Here is a 15,374-nt window from a genome sequence, read left to right as displayed (position 1 = left end):
CATAATCTATTATATAACAAGATATATAAAAACTCAATCTTTTTTTTAAAAGTTTAAGCAAATTTCTTCAAAAATCATATAAAACAGAAAATAACCGTTTCACTTAACAAGTATAGCAAAACGGTTATAAAAATTGTATAATATTAATCTTATTAATAACTTAAAGTTCAGCCTGCATTTTTTTCAAGAAAGTTTTTGTGCGTTCATTCTTAGGATTATCAATAACATCTTTAGGCGAACCTTCTTCAACAATAAGACCCTTATCCATAAATACAACTCTATCAGAAACGCTTCTCGCAAAATCTATTTCGTGTGTAACTATTATCATAGTCATTTTTTCTGCTGCTAAAGCCTTGAGAACACTTAAAATTTCTGCTGTAAGTTCAGGGTCAAGGGCTGATGTAGGCTCATCGAAAAACAACATCTTAGGCTTCATCGCTAATGCTCTCGCTATTGCAATTCTTTGTTGCTGACCTCCTGAAAGCTGATAAGGATAATAGTCTGCTTTATCAGCAAGTCCCATTTTTTTTAGAAGCTCCTTTGCCTCTTCAGCTACTTCATCTTTATTTCTTTTTTGAACATGGATAGGAGCATCACATATATTTTTCATAACTGAATAATGTGGGAAAAGATTAAAATTCTGAAAAACCAAGCCAAAATATCCCTGTATCTGTTTTAGCTTTTTCTTATTAGCATAAACTGGATAACCGCTCTCAGAATTTACAGCCTCTTCTCCGCAGAAGTTCATACTTCCGTCATCAATTTTTTCAAGAAATGTCATACATCTCAAAAAAGTTGACTTACCAGAACCAGATGGGCCAAGTATAGAAACAACTTCTTTCTCATTTACAGAAAGACTTATATCTTTAAGAACCTGTAAATCGTCAAAGCTCTTGCTGATATTTTTAACTTCTAATAAATTCATAGTATTTCCCCTCCTTATTTGTAATAATTCATTTTCTTTTCGATTCTTTCCATTATGAACGCAACTATAAAATTGAAAATGTAGTAGAATACACCTGCTATGAACAATGGCATAATTGTAGTTTTAGATGCTGCAATCTGCTTTGCAATAGTAAACATTTCTGTATATGAGAGTGCGAATGCAAGTGATGTATCCTTAACAAGTGTAATAACTTCATTGGTTACTGATGGAATAATATTCTTTACCATCTGCGGGAAAATTATCTTAAAGAAAGTCTGTGTTCTGCTATATCCAAGAACAGTACAAGCTTCATATTGACCTTTAGGTACAGCCTGAATACCAGAACGATAAATTTCTGCGAAATACGCCGCATAGTTTACTGAGAAACCAATAATTACCGCATAGAAACGATAACTTGATGAAAGCTCTATGCCAAAGAGATAATAAGGACCAAAGAATACAACCAAAAGTTGTAACATAAGAGGTGTTCCTCTTACTATCGAAATATATATTTTCACAAGCCAGCGTATTGGTGCAATTTTACACATTCTACCTGCTGCAACAAGCAAGCCAAGTGGAAGTGAGAAAAGTAATGTAAGCACAAATATTGTCAAGGTTGCAAGCAAGCCTTCTAAAAGCTGTACTGTTATCTGACCAAGCTGCTGCCAGAAATCATCATTTGTCGTTGAAGTGTCAGTGCTGTCTATGTACTTATCATCTGCTGAAAGACAAACGCTTTCTTCCAAACCCCACCTTTTAGCAATCTCCTCAAATGTTCCATCAGACAGCATTTCGAGGAGAGCACCTTGAACCTCATTTCTTAGTTCTATATTACCAAGCTGAAATCCGATAGCATACTTTTCAGTGGAAATCTTATCATTAAGCATTTTAAATTTATTGCCACGAGATTTAATCTCATAATTTGCAACGCCAATATCCATACATATTGCTTGCACTGCACCAGATTCGAGATTCATAAATGCACTATTATAATCTCCAACCTGTTGAAGTTCCGCGAAAGATTTTGCTAATTTCTTGTTTTCAGCTGTGGCATCATCGCTAGTCAGAGCAGCAAGAGCGGAACTATCAGCTTGAACAGCAACTATCTTTCCAGAAAGGTCTGATAATTCTTTAATATCAGAATCAGCTTTTACAATAACAACCTGAGAATTATCTACATATGGCGTACTCCAAGTATACTTTGATTCTCTGCCATTCATTGTAAAGCCATTCCATATACAATCAATAGAACCTGAACTCAATTCCATATCTTTAGAATTCCATTCAATAGGCTGTTTTTTAAGTGTCCAACCCTTACGATTACAAACCTCTTGAGCAAGGTCTATATCAAAACCTACATATTCGCCACTTTCGCTTTTATATCCATATGGCGGAAATTCTGCGTCAAAACCTATGGTAAATTCTTCTCTGTCATTTGTTGCTGAACAAATCAGACATTGAAATGTCATAATGAATGTGATAGCAGCTAATAAACACACTATCGTTCTTTTAATTTTGGTTTTCATACTATTCTCCTTTAATAATTTACTACGATAAATTATTACAACAGTAATAACACATATATAATTACGATACTCTATAAACTAAGAGATGTCAAGAGAAAATAAAAATTTAATGCTTGCAACAAAAACAGGTGATAATCTTCTTATCACCTGCTATAAAAATTCATTTTACTTTAAATAAACTCAGATATTATGTACTGCATCTGCCATTTCCTTAACATAATCAGCAACTGGCATTACGCTCTCCTTACCATACTTCTCAATTATGCGGACAACTGCACTTCCTACGATTGCACCGTCTGAAAGCTTTGCCATATTCGCAGCTTGTTCTGGTGTAGAAATACCAAAGCCAACAGCACAAGGAATATCCTTAGCTTGCTTGATAAGCTTTACCATTTCTCCTATATCTGTCTTTATCTCACTTCTTACACCTGTAACACCAAGTGATGATACTACATACACAAAGCCTTCTGCTTCTTTTGCGATTGTAGCTATTCTTTCGTGAGATGTTGGTGCAACAAGAGATATAAGACGAACATCATTAGCCTTGCAGAGTCCTGAAAGCTCGTTCTTTTCCTCAAATGGCAAATCAGGAACTATAAGTGCGTCAATTCCACATTCCTTGGAATTTTTAATAAAGCGTTCACTGCCATATACGAAAATCGGATTTATATAAGTCATAAATGCAAGCGGAATATCTGTCTTTGCTCTGATAGATTTAACCATATCGAAAATCTTATCTGTTGTTGTACCACTTGCTAAGGCTCTTTCATCAGCCTTTTGAATAACAATTCCTTCTGCAACAGGGTCGGAAAATGGGATTCCGATTTCTATAAGGTCTGCACCGACCTCTGCCATAGCGAGAATTACTTTCTCGGTGGTTTCAAGGTCAGGGTCGCCTGCTGTAACAAAAGGTATAAATGCTTTTCCTTTTTCAAATGCTTTGCTTAGCTTATTCATGAATATCCTTCCCCCTATATCTTGCAATCGCTGCAACATCTTTATCTCCTCTGCCTGAGATATTTATAACCATAATCTTATCCTTGCCGAGTGTTGGGGCAAGTTTCTTTGCATAAGCAACTGCATGAGCACTTTCAATCGCAGGAATAATACCTTCAATTCTTGAAAGATATTCAAACGCATCGACAGCCTCATCATCTGTGACAGGAACATATTCTGCTCTGCCAATATCGTGGAGATGTGCGTGCTCAGGACCGATTCCAGGATAGTCAAGACCTGCTGAAATTGAATAAACAGGTGCAATCTGACCAAATTCGTCCTGACAGAAATAAGATTTCATTCCGTGGAAGATTCCAAGTGTACCCTTTGCTATTGTTGCGGCGGTAAGACCAGTATCTACACCTCTGCCAGCAGCCTCACAACCGATAAGGCGTACATCTTTATCTTCAATGAAGTGATAGAAAGCACCCATAGCATTACTTCCACCGCCTACACAAGCAAGAACTACATCAGGAAGTCTACCTTCTTTTTCGAGCATCTGACTCTTAATTTCCTTACTTATTACAGATTGGAAATCACGAACTATTGTTGGGAATGGGTGCGGTCCCATAACTGAACCGAGAACATAGTGTGTGTCATCAATTCTCGCTGTCCACTCTCTTAGGGTTTCATTAACAGCATCTTTAAGGGTCTTTGTACCGCTTGTTACAGGGTGAACCTTTGCTCCAAGAAGCTCCATACGATAAACATTGAGTGCCTGACGCTCTGTATCTGTTTCGCCCATATAGATTTCACATTCCATACCCATAAGTGCGGCAACAGTAGCAGTTGCAACACCATGCTGTCCCGCACCAGTTTCAGCTATAACACGAGTTTTGCCCATTCGCTTAGCAAGAAGCATTTGTCCGATAACATTGTTTATCTTATGTGAACCGGTGTGGTTTAAATCTTCTCTCTTGAGATAAATCTTAGCACCACCTAAATCCTTAGTCATATGCTCTGCATAATAGAGAAGTGATGGTCTGCCTGTATATTCTCTGTTAAGTCTTTCAAGCTCTGCATTAAATTCAGGGTCATCTTTATATTTGTTATACGCCTCCTCAAGTTCTATTACGGCATTCATCAGCGTTTCAGGAATATATTGTCCTCCGTGTACGCCGAACTTTCCTTTTGACATTTCTAAACACTCCTTACAATTTTAATTGCCTTTTCTATTTTCGTTTTATCCTTAAAGCCATCAGTTTCTACTCCACTGCTTATATCAAGGCAATATGGATTTACCTTTGTGGCGATAGCTATATTTTCAGATGTAAGACCGCCCGCCAAGAAAAACGGCTTACTTATTTTCGGAATTATATTCCAATCGAAAGTTTCACCTGTACCACCATAGGCATTATCAGCATAGGTATCAAGCAAAAGATAGTCGCATTGAATATTTTCGCTCACAAGAATATCCTCAGCAGATTTTACCCTTACTGCTTTGATTATCGGTGCAGAAGTTTTCGAGCGAAGTTCTTTTATATACTCGTTATCCTCATCACCGTGAAGCTGTATAGCATCTATTGCTCCGCTCTCAACAAGATTGAGAATAAATTCAACCTCCGCATTTACGAAAACTCCAACTGCTTTTATGCTTTTATCTAAATTCTGTTTAAGCTCATATGCAAGCTCTGGACTTATACAACGCTTCTTGCCTGCAAATACAAAGCCGATATAATCTGGCTTATATTCATTCACAGCATAAATATCTTCCAATCTTTTAAGACCGCATATTTTTATCTTGGGCATTTAATCACCCCGTTTCAAAGTCCTTTGAGGGCATCAAGTGCCACCTTTTTATTTTCGGCTCTCATAAGAGTTTCTCCGATAAGAACTGCATTGACATTTGCGGAACGAAGTCTGTTTATATCCTCAGCTGTTTTAATTCCGCTCTCCGCAACAAATATTATATCATTCGGAACAAGTGAACGCAGACGCATACAATTTTCTATATCAACTTCAAAGGTTCTAAGGTCACGATTATTTACACCGATAATTCTTGCTCCTGCATTAAGTGCAGATTCAACTTCTTTCTCAGAATGAGCCTCAACAAGAGCAGAAAGTCCTAAGCTATCGCAAATTTCGATATAGCTTTTGAGAGTTTCTGTATCAAGCAAGGCACATATTAAAAGTACCGCTGACGCTCCCATAAGCCTTGCCTCATAAATCATATATTCGTCAATCGTAAAATCTTTACGCAAAAGCGGTGTCGGAACTGTTTTGCTGATTTCGTAAAGAAAATCGTCACTGCCCTTAAAATATTCAGGCTCGGTAAGAACGGATATAGCGTCTGCACCAGCTCTGTAATATTCTGAAGCAATCTCAAGATAAGGAAAACGCTCTGCAATTATACCCTTTGAAGGCGACGCCTTTTTAACCTCGCAGATAAATGCCATACTGTCCTTTTTGAGAGCATTCTCAAATTCAAAACCGCCCATTCCAACAAGGCTTGCTTTTCTCTTAATCTTTTCTAAAGGAGTTATCAGCTTTCTTGCCTCAACACGCTTTCTTGTAGATTCAGCTAATGTATCGAGAATCATTTTATCTCTCCCTGTTATCAATACTTATTTGTAAGGCTGACATATTTTTCAAGCTGTTCATATGCTTTTCCGCTGTCAATAAGCTCATTTGCAAGCTTTATTCCGTCCTCAACAGTTTCTGCTTTATCTGCAATATAGAAACAAAGTGCAGAATTGAGAACAACAGTATCACGCTTTGCACCTGTAAGCTTGCCTGAAAGAATATCACGAGTAATTTGTGCGTTTTCCTCAGGTGTGCCACCGATAATATCTTCAAGGCTTGCTTTATTAAAACCAAGTGTTTCAGGATTGATTGTATATTCCTTGATTTCGCCGTTTTTAATCTCACAAACGAGGTTATCTCCTGTAACAGTAGCCTCATCAAGCTTATGGTCACCGCAAACAACCATTCCAAACTTGATTCCGAGATTTTTAAGTACCTGTGCCATTGGCTTTACAAGTGAATCTTCATATACACCCATAAGCTGCATTGTAGCAAATGCAGGATTTGTAAGAGGTCCGAGAACATTAAATACTGTTCTTATTCCGATTTCTTTTCTTACAGGTGCGGCATATTTCATAGATGAATGATAACCTGGTGCAAACATAAATACAAATCCACAATCATTAAGAACCTTTTCGTTCTGTTCTGCTGTAATGGTGATTTTAGCACCAAGCTTTTCAAGAACATCAGCGGCACCACTCTTACTTGAAACACTTCTGTTTCCGTGCTTTGCAACAGTAACTCCGCCTGCCGCAATTACGAATGCTGAAGTAGTTGAGATGTTGAAAGTTCCTACTTCGTCACCGCCTGTTCCAACAATTTCAAGAACATCTCTATTTATTTTGAGTCTTACTGCCATATCACGCATAACTCTTGCACAAGCTGTAATCTCATCAACGGTTTCGCCTTTGATTCTAAGTGCTGTCAAAAATGCTGAAATCTGAGCGTTTGTAGCCTCTCCACCCATAATCTCACTCATAACTTTTTCTGTTTCTTCTGTACTAAGATTTTCTCCAAGTACTAATTTATGAATTGCTTCCTTTATCATAAAAAATTCACTCCTTATATTAGGTTTTATCTAAAACTAAAAATAATTATCATTGATAAGCTATCGCACTGCCCCAAGACAGCTAAAAGTTTTGCTCAAGCTTTTTCAAAAGCTTGCGGATTCCAAAGGCAGAGCCTTTGGTGGGTTTTAAGGGCGAAGCCCTTAACATTCTTCACTTCTGAGGGCGGACAAAGTCCGCCCTTATTGACTAATATTGTTACCAAAAGAAATTTTATTGGCGAACTTCGTTCGCCAATAAGGGGCAAGAGATGTTAAGGGCGTTGCCCTTAAAACCCATGAGGGACTCCGTCCCTCAACCCTGCGAGCCTTTGAAAAGGCTCGAGCGAAACTTTTAAGTGTCTTAGGGAAGTTTATTAACTAATCTGTTATATACTAAGGAAATTCTCCATTATAATTCTACCTTGAGGTGTCAGAATTGATTCAGGGTGAAACTGTACTCCGAATATATTCTTTTCCTTATGCTTGACCGCCATAATCTCACCTATCGCATCTCTTGAAACTACCTCAAGACAATCTGGCAAGCTTTCTGCCTCTGCTATAAGCGAATGGTATCTTGCAACTTCGATTTTTTCAGGCAAGCCCTTGAATATCTCGCATGAATTATCAATATCAACAACACTCATCTTACCGTGCATAAGCTGTTTTGCGTGAATGATTTTTCCGCCGTAGGCTTCACATATCGCCTGATGACCTAAGCATACACCAAGTATAGGAATATCTCCAAGCTTTACTGCGACTTCTTCGCAAACTCCTGCGTCCTTAGGATAGCAAGGACCAGGTGAAAGTATGATATGTGATGGCTTAAGTGCCTTTATCTCATCAACTGTAAGTTCATCATTTCTTATAACCTTGATGTCAGGATTGATTGAGCCTGCAAGCTGAACAAGATTATATGAAAAGCTATCGTAGTTATCAATCAGAAGTACCATTTTAATTCATCTCCCTTTATCAAAGCTCATCGGCATTTCTTACGGCATTCATTACAGCCGCCGCTTTATTTGCGGATTCTTCGTATTCATTCTTCGGAACGCTATCAGCAACTATTCCGCCACCAGCCTGAACATATACATTTTCGCCCTTTTTATACGCCATACGGATTGCTATGCAAGTATCGAGGTTTCCTGTGAAATCCATATATCCCAAAGCACCACCATAAATATCTCTTGGAAGTGCCTCTTGCTCCTCGATAATCTCACAAGCTCTTATCTTTGGAGCTCCTGAAAGTGTTCCTGCTGGAAGTACGGACTCAATAGCGTCCATAGCATCACAATCATCTCGAATGTTTGATTCAACCTGTGAGCATATGTGCATAATCTTTGAATATCTGTGTATAACCATATACTTAGTAACCTCTACGGAATCATACTTTGAAATTCTGCCAAGGTCATTTCTGCCGAGGTCAACAAGCATATTATGTTCGGAAAGCTCTTTTTCATCGCTGAGAAGTGACTTTTCAAGAGCTATATCTTCTTCATCGGTCTTACCACGAGGTCTTGAACCAGCAACTGGGAAAGTATAAAGTCTGCCATTCTGAAGTCTGACAAGAGTTTCTGGTGATGTGCTGATAATCTCGTCATCATCAATATTCATATAAACCATATAAGGTGAAGGATTTATCGTTCTGAGTACACGATAAGCGTTTATTAAGCTGCCGTCATATTTACAAGTAAACTTTCTTGAGATAACTGCCTGAAAAATATCTCCATCACGAATATATTCCTTTGTTTTTTCAACTATATTGCAATATTCCTTTTCGCTGACATTGCACTCAAAATCAGATTTCATTCTGCCTTTAAGCTCTGGCAAAGGAGATGAGTCATTTATGAGATTTATTATTTTTTCAATCTCTGCGGTAGCCTTGCCGTAATTTTCAAGAATCTTATCTGTTGACATATTAACTATAACACAGATTTTTTGCTTTAGGTGGTCATATGCAATAACCTTATCGAAAAGCATTACATCATAGTCATTGAAATCACCGCTTTTGATTTTAAGCTTTGGTTCAGCATAGCCTATCATTGAATAAGCAAAATATCCAACCAAACCACCTGTAAACGGTGGAAGCTCTTTAAGGCTTGGTGATTTATAATCCTTAAGTATTGAACGCAAAACCTCAAGAGGCTTTTTAGTTTCGATATTCTTCATCTTGCCGTTGCGGTCGATTGTTACAACAGCATTTTTACAGCTTACACGCATAATCGGGTCATAGCCTATAAATGAATATCTTCCCCACTTTTCGCCGCCCTCGATGCTTTCAAGCAAGAAAAATCTTTTCTTGGAAGCTGCTATTCTTCTTAGCAATGTAATCGGTGTAATTACATCAGCCAAAATCTCCTTACAGACAGGAATTGTGTTGTAGCTTTTTGCAAGCTCCATAATTTCGTCACAAGACGGCTTAATCATAGTTATTACCTCTCTTTTTCAGTTATTTTAAAAATCAAAAAAAGCTTTCGTCACAAGGAATTTAATCCTTGGGACAAAAGCTTTGAAACTTCTGCGGTACCACCCAAATTGGTCATTTATAAAAGAAACCCACTCATTTTGCGTACTTCATACGCACTCTACTGATAACGGACAGAGTTCCCGTTAGCCATTACTCCCGAAACAATTCGGTTTCCTGCTACCCTTGCAAGCCCATTCAAGTAAATCTGCATAACTGATTTACACCAAACATCAGCTCTCTTAATACGCTTGATAAACCCTACTATTCTTGTTCAACGGTTTATTTATTCAATTAACTTTGGTTCGATTATACTACCGAAAATTATAAAAGTCAACAATTTTAACAAAAAATTATTTAGATTATTCTGCCGTCACTAATTTCTACCTTTCGTTTGCATTTATCGGCAACTGTAAGGTCGTGCGTTATGATTATAACAGTTTTGCCAGACTTATTTAGTTCGGTGAAAAGTTCCATTATTTCTGACGAAGTTTTGGTGTCTAAAGCACCAGTCGGTTCGTCTGCAAGAATGAAAGACGGGTCATTGACTATTGCCCGGGCAATAGCGACTCTTTGTTTTTGACCGCCTGAAAGCTTAGAAACTGGCTTTTTAGCGAGGTTTGCTATACCTACTCTTTGAAGAGCTTTCATAGCAAGCTCTTTTGGTTTGCCAAGCTTTTTCTTTGAGAAATTCAGCGGAATCATAACATTCTCAATAACGGAATATTCATCAATAAGGGCAAAATCCTGCATAACTATGCCAACCTTTTCATTGCGGATTTTCGCAAGCTTATTATCTGAAAGACTATGTACATCTGTTCCGTCTATTATATAACTACCTTTCTCAAATTTATCTATACAACCGATTATATGGAGAAGTGTACTTTTACCTGCTCCAGATTTTCCGATAATAGCAAGCATCTCTCCGTCTTCCACCTCGAGCGAAACATCTTTAAGGGCTATAAAAGCATTAGACTTTTTATAATTATATGTTTTGGTAAGATTTTCGATTTTCAGCATATCTTTCACTCCTTATTTCTTTGATTTTATAACTTCAACTGGTGATGTAAACCTTATTATGCCAAACGGAATAATCAATGCAAGAAGCATCATTGCAAGAATTACTCCAAGTGAGATATAAAGATTATTCCATTCGTAAACCTGTCCAATAAGATAATTTAGATTGATAAATTTCGAGCAATAGAGCAACACTCCCGAAAGTACTCCCGAGAAAAGCAGTATTATTGAAATATTCGCAAGAGATATTTTAAAGCAATCACTCCATTTTGAGCCACAAAGAAAGTATATTCCATAGTTTCTTATCTGAGTTACAGTATTTATCGCAACAGAGCCTATGAGTCCGATAAGAACTATTGCTGCAACCACAAATATTATTGGAAGTATATTTATATAACTATTTGTTACATATGTATCCATACTATCTTTTATCTGTGAAAGAGGTGTAAATTTTGGAGCAATAGGATAAAAATCAGCATGTTCCTTTTGAAACTCAGTAATCTGTTTCATTATGCCCTTATTATATTCCATATCAGCTTTTGAGATATTATCATCATATGTTATAAAACAGTTGAGATATGTTATATCTTTATTATCATTTAAAGCCTTATAAGCACTTTTAGCCATAATAATCGCCGAATCGCTATATTTCAATTCATCTGAACTGCCAGCCTTAATTGCTTCTATCGCCACTGTATAATCGGCACTTCTATAAAAGCTTGTTACAACATTTTCTTCGTTATACATTGTAAATGCAGGAATATATGTAACTTCAGTTAGAACACCAGATATAACACATTCACCTACACCATCAGTGGTAATTGTTTCACCTACATTTTTCATATAATCAGGTGATACAACTACATAAGGTCTGCCTTGTCCATCTGTGGCAGTTTTTGGCCAAGAACCACTCTGCAATGGCATACTATACTTAAAAAATATATCATCATCTACGATTTTATTTGCGTCAATTTGGTCTGATGAAATAATAGTTGCTGATTTAAGCTTATTAAATAAGCCATAAAATTCAGTTGCTTCTTCTTGTGTTTCCCACATAGGCTCAAAAAAGCAATAATATCCTTCTTTATTTACAATATCATCAAAAGGCCTTGTAAGAACTGATTTATTATTTGCAGAACCTATTGTAACATTTGTTGTAACAAGAAGTGCTACCACCTCAAGCACCATAATAAATGTAAATAATATATTTTTGCTGATTGAAAGACAGCCGTATCTAAGATATTTCATCAGTCACCGCTCCTTTCCATCTCAACAGCAGATTTGCTTATAAATCTTGAAATTGTAAGCGACATTATCAAAACTGCAACTACAAAGTATATACCAAAAATTATAAGGTATGTCTGCAAAGTCATACTTATTAAGAAATTTGGATAGCTTACTGCTATCGGCTGTAATATAAGCATGTGAAAAATTAATAAAGCTATTCCAAAAGTAACTATAAGCGTAAGCATAAGCTCCACCAAATAAATAAGGAATATCTTTCTCTTGCTTGCACCACATATATTCATAATAGCAAAAGATTTCTTTCTATATGTAAGAACATAAGAATATACTCTACTTATGTTTAGGATAATCATAATAATAACTGCAGCTGTAATGCCATAAGCAAGCTGTATATTTTGAACTTCATCAAGAACTCGTGGCTCTGGTGTGTCAAAATTTTCTGTTTGAAAAAGTTCTTTTATTTTTTCTGATATTTCAGAGGACTCTTTAGGTGTACAAGGTTCTACTGTATAGACTGCTATTGTGTTAATTAAGAAATTATCTGGTATAGAATTATATGGTATATCAATTCCTGCAATATCTTCATCTATAATAGAAATTGTATATTCTTGACCACCCAAATTAACTTTATCACCTACAACTGGTTTTTTACCGAATACAGATTCACAATCGCTTGTAGATATTCTCATTATATTTTTATTTGAATTGTTAAAATCAGATAATTCCTTAGAAATTTCAGACTCATCTTTAGAAAGACCTGATAAAAAAGATATTGAAGCTACTTTATCATCTACTTGTCCAAATATAGCAATACCACTATAATTATCACCTAAAAATTTTATAAATTCTTCCATTTTAGGTTTGAAATTTTTCAAATAACATACATCAGAAAAATAACCTTCAGGACACTTTAAATCAGCTATTTCTTCCTTAGTGTATACATTTCCTTCGGAATCTATATAGTATGTATTTTCTCCATTATAAGATATAGAATATTCCAACTCCTCATAATTTGTTAAGTTAATCCAAAAAATATTTGCCCCTTCTTGTATAACTTTACTTTCACGATTAGCATTATCAACAAAACCACATACAAGAAAAACAACTATAACACAGACTATCTGTGATATTACTAAAAATGCAAATAAAAATGGCTTATGCTGTATAAACTTCTTGATATTTTTAAATGTTACTGATAAAAGCCTCATAAATAAACACCCCTTATCAAAATTTTTTCAAACTATTTTTATAAACAAATCATACCATATAAAATAAAAAAATTCTACAAAGTGGTAAACTTTGTCGATTTCTGGTAAACTTTGTAGAAAGTTTCTAAAAAAGAAAAATTCTTGACTAAGTGTATTTAACACCTAATCAAGAATTTTTATCAAAGTAATTCTGTGAATGAATATATATATTTGTCAGCTACGGATTTCAGCATTTCAACATCATCCGCTGAACCCTCGTCATATACAGCAATGGTTCTCATTCCCGCAAGCTTTGCACCGTTTATGCCATCAATTATATCTTCAAAAACTATACATTCTTCTGGCTTAACACCAAGTTTTTTTGCAGTAAGCAAATATATATCGGGGTGACGCTTATCTAAGCCAACTTCTGAAGTATAGCATATGATATCAAAGTAATCATAAACGCCATTGTTTTTTAAAACAGGTTCTGCAAGAATTGGCTTTGATGAAGTAGCTATACCAATTTTAACACTAAGCGTTTTTAATCTTTTTAAAAGCTCCTCGACATTATCCTTTAGCCTTACATTATGTGCATATTCATTTAATGCCATATTAAGCCATATCGACATAATTTCTTGTGGGGTTTCCTTAAAACCAAATCTTGCGATTGTATATTCTGCGGCAGTTTCAAAGTGCATAGTTTTAATTGCCTGTTCGTAATCAGGTGGAACTTTCAAACCTCTCTCTGCAAGAAAATCAATATCAATCTTATGCCATACATACATAGAATCTATCAATGTGCCATCAAGGTCAAAGATTATAGCTTTAATTTCGTTCATACTACCTCCGCTTGTTTTGTAAGTTTATCTCTTAATGTAGGTGGCTTTTTAAGTTTATTAAGAATATTTATAATACCATCAGCCCATATAATTATGAATATTGGTGTGAAATTAAATATATATCTTGAGCGTGTTTCCCATATTAAGAAGAATAGATATACACCAAAGGTTATGATGTGCATAAGTGTTATATAATCAAAGCGTGGCTTTTTCACACAAGAAAATAGTGAAACACATATCATAATTAACATACAAAGCTGCATTCCAGAGCTAATAGATTTAAATATCGGGAACCAATTCCCATCCATCAAGAAAAATTCATGCAAAAAATTTCTGCCATTATACGGATTATATATATGATGACTTATCCAATATGTACCATCACTCCATGTAAAATTAGCTTTAATTATAAAGTGATTTATCAAACCAAAAACACCATAGTTAGAAATTCTGTTACCTATTTCCTGTATATTAGCAGCTTTCTTTTCATCATAATTGCCTGCTCTATATGTAAAAGTACTGTCTGCTTGGTCAAAATTTCCGTCATCTTTTAATCCCATCATCACCCAATGCGTAAGCGGATATTGTTCTCTATAAAGCGTTTCCTCGTCTGTAATTTGTAATGACGATACCAGTCCGTTAAAAGCCATTGCAATCACCAAAAATCCCGCTATAATTGTCCCAGAGCCAAGTAAGATTTTCTTTATTCCTCCCTTATAAATCATATAAACTATAACCGCAATAAGAGCTATTATAACACTTCCCTTTAATTCAAAGCCAATTGCGCAGGAAATTCCGGAAAAGAAAAATAATATAATTTTGTTTAATATTTTTTTAGAGTCATAGCCACAGATAAACAAATAAATTGAAAGTATAACAAATGGCATACTTATCGAATCAGTATAAAAATATGTACAATAAGTGTAATATGGCAAAAATAAAATACAGAGTAGCATAGTAATAAGTGCGTGGAAATTACCAAAAGCTTTCTTTGCAATTAAATAACAAAATACTACTGACGCTGATATGAACAAAGTGTTCAAAATAACGGGTGCTTCAATCGGAATTGTCCCTGAAATCAGATATATTATTCTGTAATAAAATGAAAATAAAACCGTAATTCCATTATTATTAGTATATCTTGCAAGATAATCTCTATTATAAGGAAGATTATCATAAATATGCTCCATATTTCCGTTTATAGCGTAACTCTTAGAAACCTCATTTATAACATGCCAATCTGTGATAGGTTTTGAAATCATATTTAAAGCGAGTAAAAATTGAACAATAAGCATTATAGCCAGCATTATCAAAAAGGCTATACTTAAGTTTTTATCACTTATATTTGAATATTTTTTTTGAATCTTAGGAAATATTACATATGAAATAGCGAGAAACGCTGCCGCTAAAATTACTCCAAAGAAATTCGTTCCAAAAATAGCGCATATTGCGATAAATGTAATAATTACAAAAATCCCAAAGAAAACATCATGAAAAATCTTATCAAATATTCTTGAAATCATACATTCCCTCTCCTATTATATCTTCAACTCATAAAAAGATAAAAATAAAAGGGAAAGACTTTAAACTAAGCCTTTCCCTAC

At 35.4% G+C, this 15,374-nt stretch carries 14 protein-coding genes, 1 pseudogene and 1 other annotated feature; all 15 genes and pseudogenes read right to left on the bottom strand.

Annotated elements, in window-relative coordinates:
* Positions 1-160: 160 nt before the first annotated feature.
* A complete protein-coding gene (locus tag C9914_RS05710; protein WP_106764024.1) occupies positions 161-925 on the bottom strand; it encodes an amino acid ABC transporter ATP-binding protein in 765 nt (254 codons plus the stop codon).
* Between the two features lie 14 nt (positions 926-939).
* On the bottom strand, positions 940-1,575 hold the full coding sequence (locus C9914_RS11765) for an amino acid ABC transporter permease (protein WP_242972071.1): 636 nt from the start codon (positions 1,573-1,575) through the stop codon (positions 940-942).
* 93 nt (positions 1,576-1,668) lie between these two features.
* Positions 1,669-2,394: pseudogene (locus C9914_RS11760) on the bottom strand (amino acid ABC transporter substrate-binding protein); the annotation flags it as partial.
* Between the two features lie 237 nt (positions 2,395-2,631).
* Positions 2,632-3,408, bottom strand: a complete 777-nt coding sequence (gene trpA, locus C9914_RS05700; protein ID WP_106764021.1) for a tryptophan synthase subunit alpha — start codon at positions 3,406-3,408, stop codon at positions 2,632-2,634.
* Positions 3,401-4,585 (bottom strand): tryptophan synthase subunit beta, encoded by a 1,185-nt coding sequence (gene trpB, locus C9914_RS05695; protein ID WP_106764019.1) that lies wholly within the window; start codon positions 4,583-4,585, stop codon positions 3,401-3,403. The genes trpA and trpB overlap by 8 nt, the downstream gene beginning before the upstream one ends.
* A gap of 2 nt (positions 4,586-4,587) precedes the next feature.
* Positions 4,588-5,196: a phosphoribosylanthranilate isomerase gene (locus tag C9914_RS05690; RefSeq protein WP_106764017.1), complete on the bottom strand. Its 609-nt coding sequence runs from the start codon at positions 5,194-5,196 to the stop codon at positions 4,588-4,590.
* Positions 5,197-5,210: 14 nt separating this feature from the next.
* Positions 5,211-5,987, bottom strand: a complete 777-nt coding sequence (gene trpC, locus C9914_RS05685) for an indole-3-glycerol phosphate synthase TrpC (protein WP_106764015.1) — start codon at positions 5,985-5,987, stop codon at positions 5,211-5,213.
* Between the two features lie 17 nt (positions 5,988-6,004).
* Positions 6,005-7,018, bottom strand: coding sequence for an anthranilate phosphoribosyltransferase (gene trpD / locus C9914_RS05680; RefSeq protein WP_106764013.1), 1,014 nt, complete (start codon positions 7,016-7,018; stop codon positions 6,005-6,007).
* A gap of 386 nt (positions 7,019-7,404) precedes the next feature.
* Complete coding sequence (locus tag C9914_RS05675; RefSeq protein ID WP_106764011.1) at positions 7,405-7,968, bottom strand: anthranilate synthase component II; 564 nt, start codon at positions 7,966-7,968, stop codon at positions 7,405-7,407.
* 19 nt (positions 7,969-7,987) lie between these two features.
* Positions 7,988-9,442 (bottom strand): anthranilate synthase component I family protein, encoded by a 1,455-nt coding sequence (locus tag C9914_RS05670; protein WP_106764010.1) that lies wholly within the window; start codon positions 9,440-9,442, stop codon positions 7,988-7,990.
* Positions 9,443-9,508: 66 nt separating this feature from the next.
* Positions 9,509-9,766, bottom strand: a binding site (T-box leader).
* A 70-nt stretch (positions 9,767-9,836) separates the two neighbouring features.
* Positions 9,837-10,499, bottom strand: coding sequence for an ABC transporter ATP-binding protein (locus C9914_RS05665; RefSeq protein WP_106764008.1), 663 nt, complete (start codon positions 10,497-10,499; stop codon positions 9,837-9,839).
* A 12-nt stretch (positions 10,500-10,511) separates the two neighbouring features.
* Positions 10,512-11,744, bottom strand: a complete 1,233-nt coding sequence (locus C9914_RS05660; protein WP_106764006.1) for an ABC transporter permease — start codon at positions 11,742-11,744, stop codon at positions 10,512-10,514.
* Positions 11,744-12,949 carry an FtsX-like permease family protein gene (locus C9914_RS05655; RefSeq protein WP_106764004.1) on the bottom strand — a complete coding sequence of 402 codons (1,206 nt, stop codon included), beginning with the start codon at positions 12,947-12,949 and terminating at the stop codon, positions 11,744-11,746. The genes C9914_RS05660 and C9914_RS05655 overlap by 1 nt, the downstream gene beginning before the upstream one ends.
* Before the next feature lie 179 nt (positions 12,950-13,128).
* Entirely contained in the window at positions 13,129-13,770 is a 642-nt protein-coding gene (locus C9914_RS05650) for an HAD family hydrolase (RefSeq protein WP_106764003.1), read from the bottom strand.
* The gene (locus C9914_RS05645) at positions 13,767-15,293 is read right to left on the bottom strand and encodes a glycosyltransferase family 39 protein (protein ID WP_106764001.1); all 1,527 of its coding nucleotides are present in this window, start codon (positions 15,291-15,293) and stop codon (positions 13,767-13,769) included. Before C9914_RS05645 ends, C9914_RS05650 begins: the two co-directional genes overlap by 4 nt.
* Positions 15,294-15,374 lie beyond the last annotated feature (81 nt).

It is taken from the genome of Pseudoruminococcus massiliensis (assembly GCF_900291955.1).
GTDB lineage: Bacteria > Bacillota > Clostridia > Oscillospirales > Acutalibacteraceae > Pseudoruminococcus > Pseudoruminococcus massiliensis.
Note: the sequence above shows the minus strand (reverse complement) of the source record. Positions and strands in the feature narration are given on the sequence as shown.

Excerpts from the sequence above, each read along its gene's own strand:
- trpC (WP_106764015.1), bottom strand. The coding sequence starts at position 5,987 with ATGATTCTCGATACATTAGCTGAATCTACAAGAAAGCGTGTTGAGGCA.
- trpB (WP_106764019.1), bottom strand. The coding sequence starts at position 4,585 with ATGTCAAAAGGAAAGTTCGGCGTACACGGAGGACAATATATTCCTGAA.
- C9914_RS05645 (WP_106764001.1), bottom strand. The coding sequence starts at position 15,293 with ATGATTTCAAGAATATTTGATAAGATTTTTCATGATGTTTTCTTTGGG.
- C9914_RS05655 (WP_106764004.1), bottom strand. The coding sequence starts at position 12,949 with ATGAGGCTTTTATCAGTAACATTTAAAAATATCAAGAAGTTTATACAG.
- C9914_RS05690 (WP_106764017.1), bottom strand. The coding sequence starts at position 5,196 with ATGCCCAAGATAAAAATATGCGGTCTTAAAAGATTGGAAGATATTTAT.
- C9914_RS05710 (WP_106764024.1), bottom strand. The coding sequence starts at position 925 with ATGAATTTATTAGAAGTTAAAAATATCAGCAAGAGCTTTGACGATTTA.
- trpA (WP_106764021.1), bottom strand. The coding sequence starts at position 3,408 with ATGAATAAGCTAAGCAAAGCATTTGAAAAAGGAAAAGCATTTATACCT.
- C9914_RS05670 (WP_106764010.1), bottom strand. The coding sequence starts at position 9,442 with ATGATTAAGCCGTCTTGTGACGAAATTATGGAGCTTGCAAAAAGCTAC.
- trpD (WP_106764013.1), bottom strand. The coding sequence starts at position 7,018 with ATGATAAAGGAAGCAATTCATAAATTAGTACTTGGAGAAAATCTTAGT.
- C9914_RS05675 (WP_106764011.1), bottom strand. The coding sequence starts at position 7,968 with ATGGTACTTCTGATTGATAACTACGATAGCTTTTCATATAATCTTGTT.
- C9914_RS05665 (WP_106764008.1), bottom strand. The coding sequence starts at position 10,499 with ATGCTGAAAATCGAAAATCTTACCAAAACATATAATTATAAAAAGTCT.
- C9914_RS05650 (WP_106764003.1), bottom strand. The coding sequence starts at position 13,770 with ATGAACGAAATTAAAGCTATAATCTTTGACCTTGATGGCACATTGATA.
- C9914_RS05660 (WP_106764006.1), bottom strand. The coding sequence starts at position 11,744 with ATGAAATATCTTAGATACGGCTGTCTTTCAATCAGCAAAAATATATTA.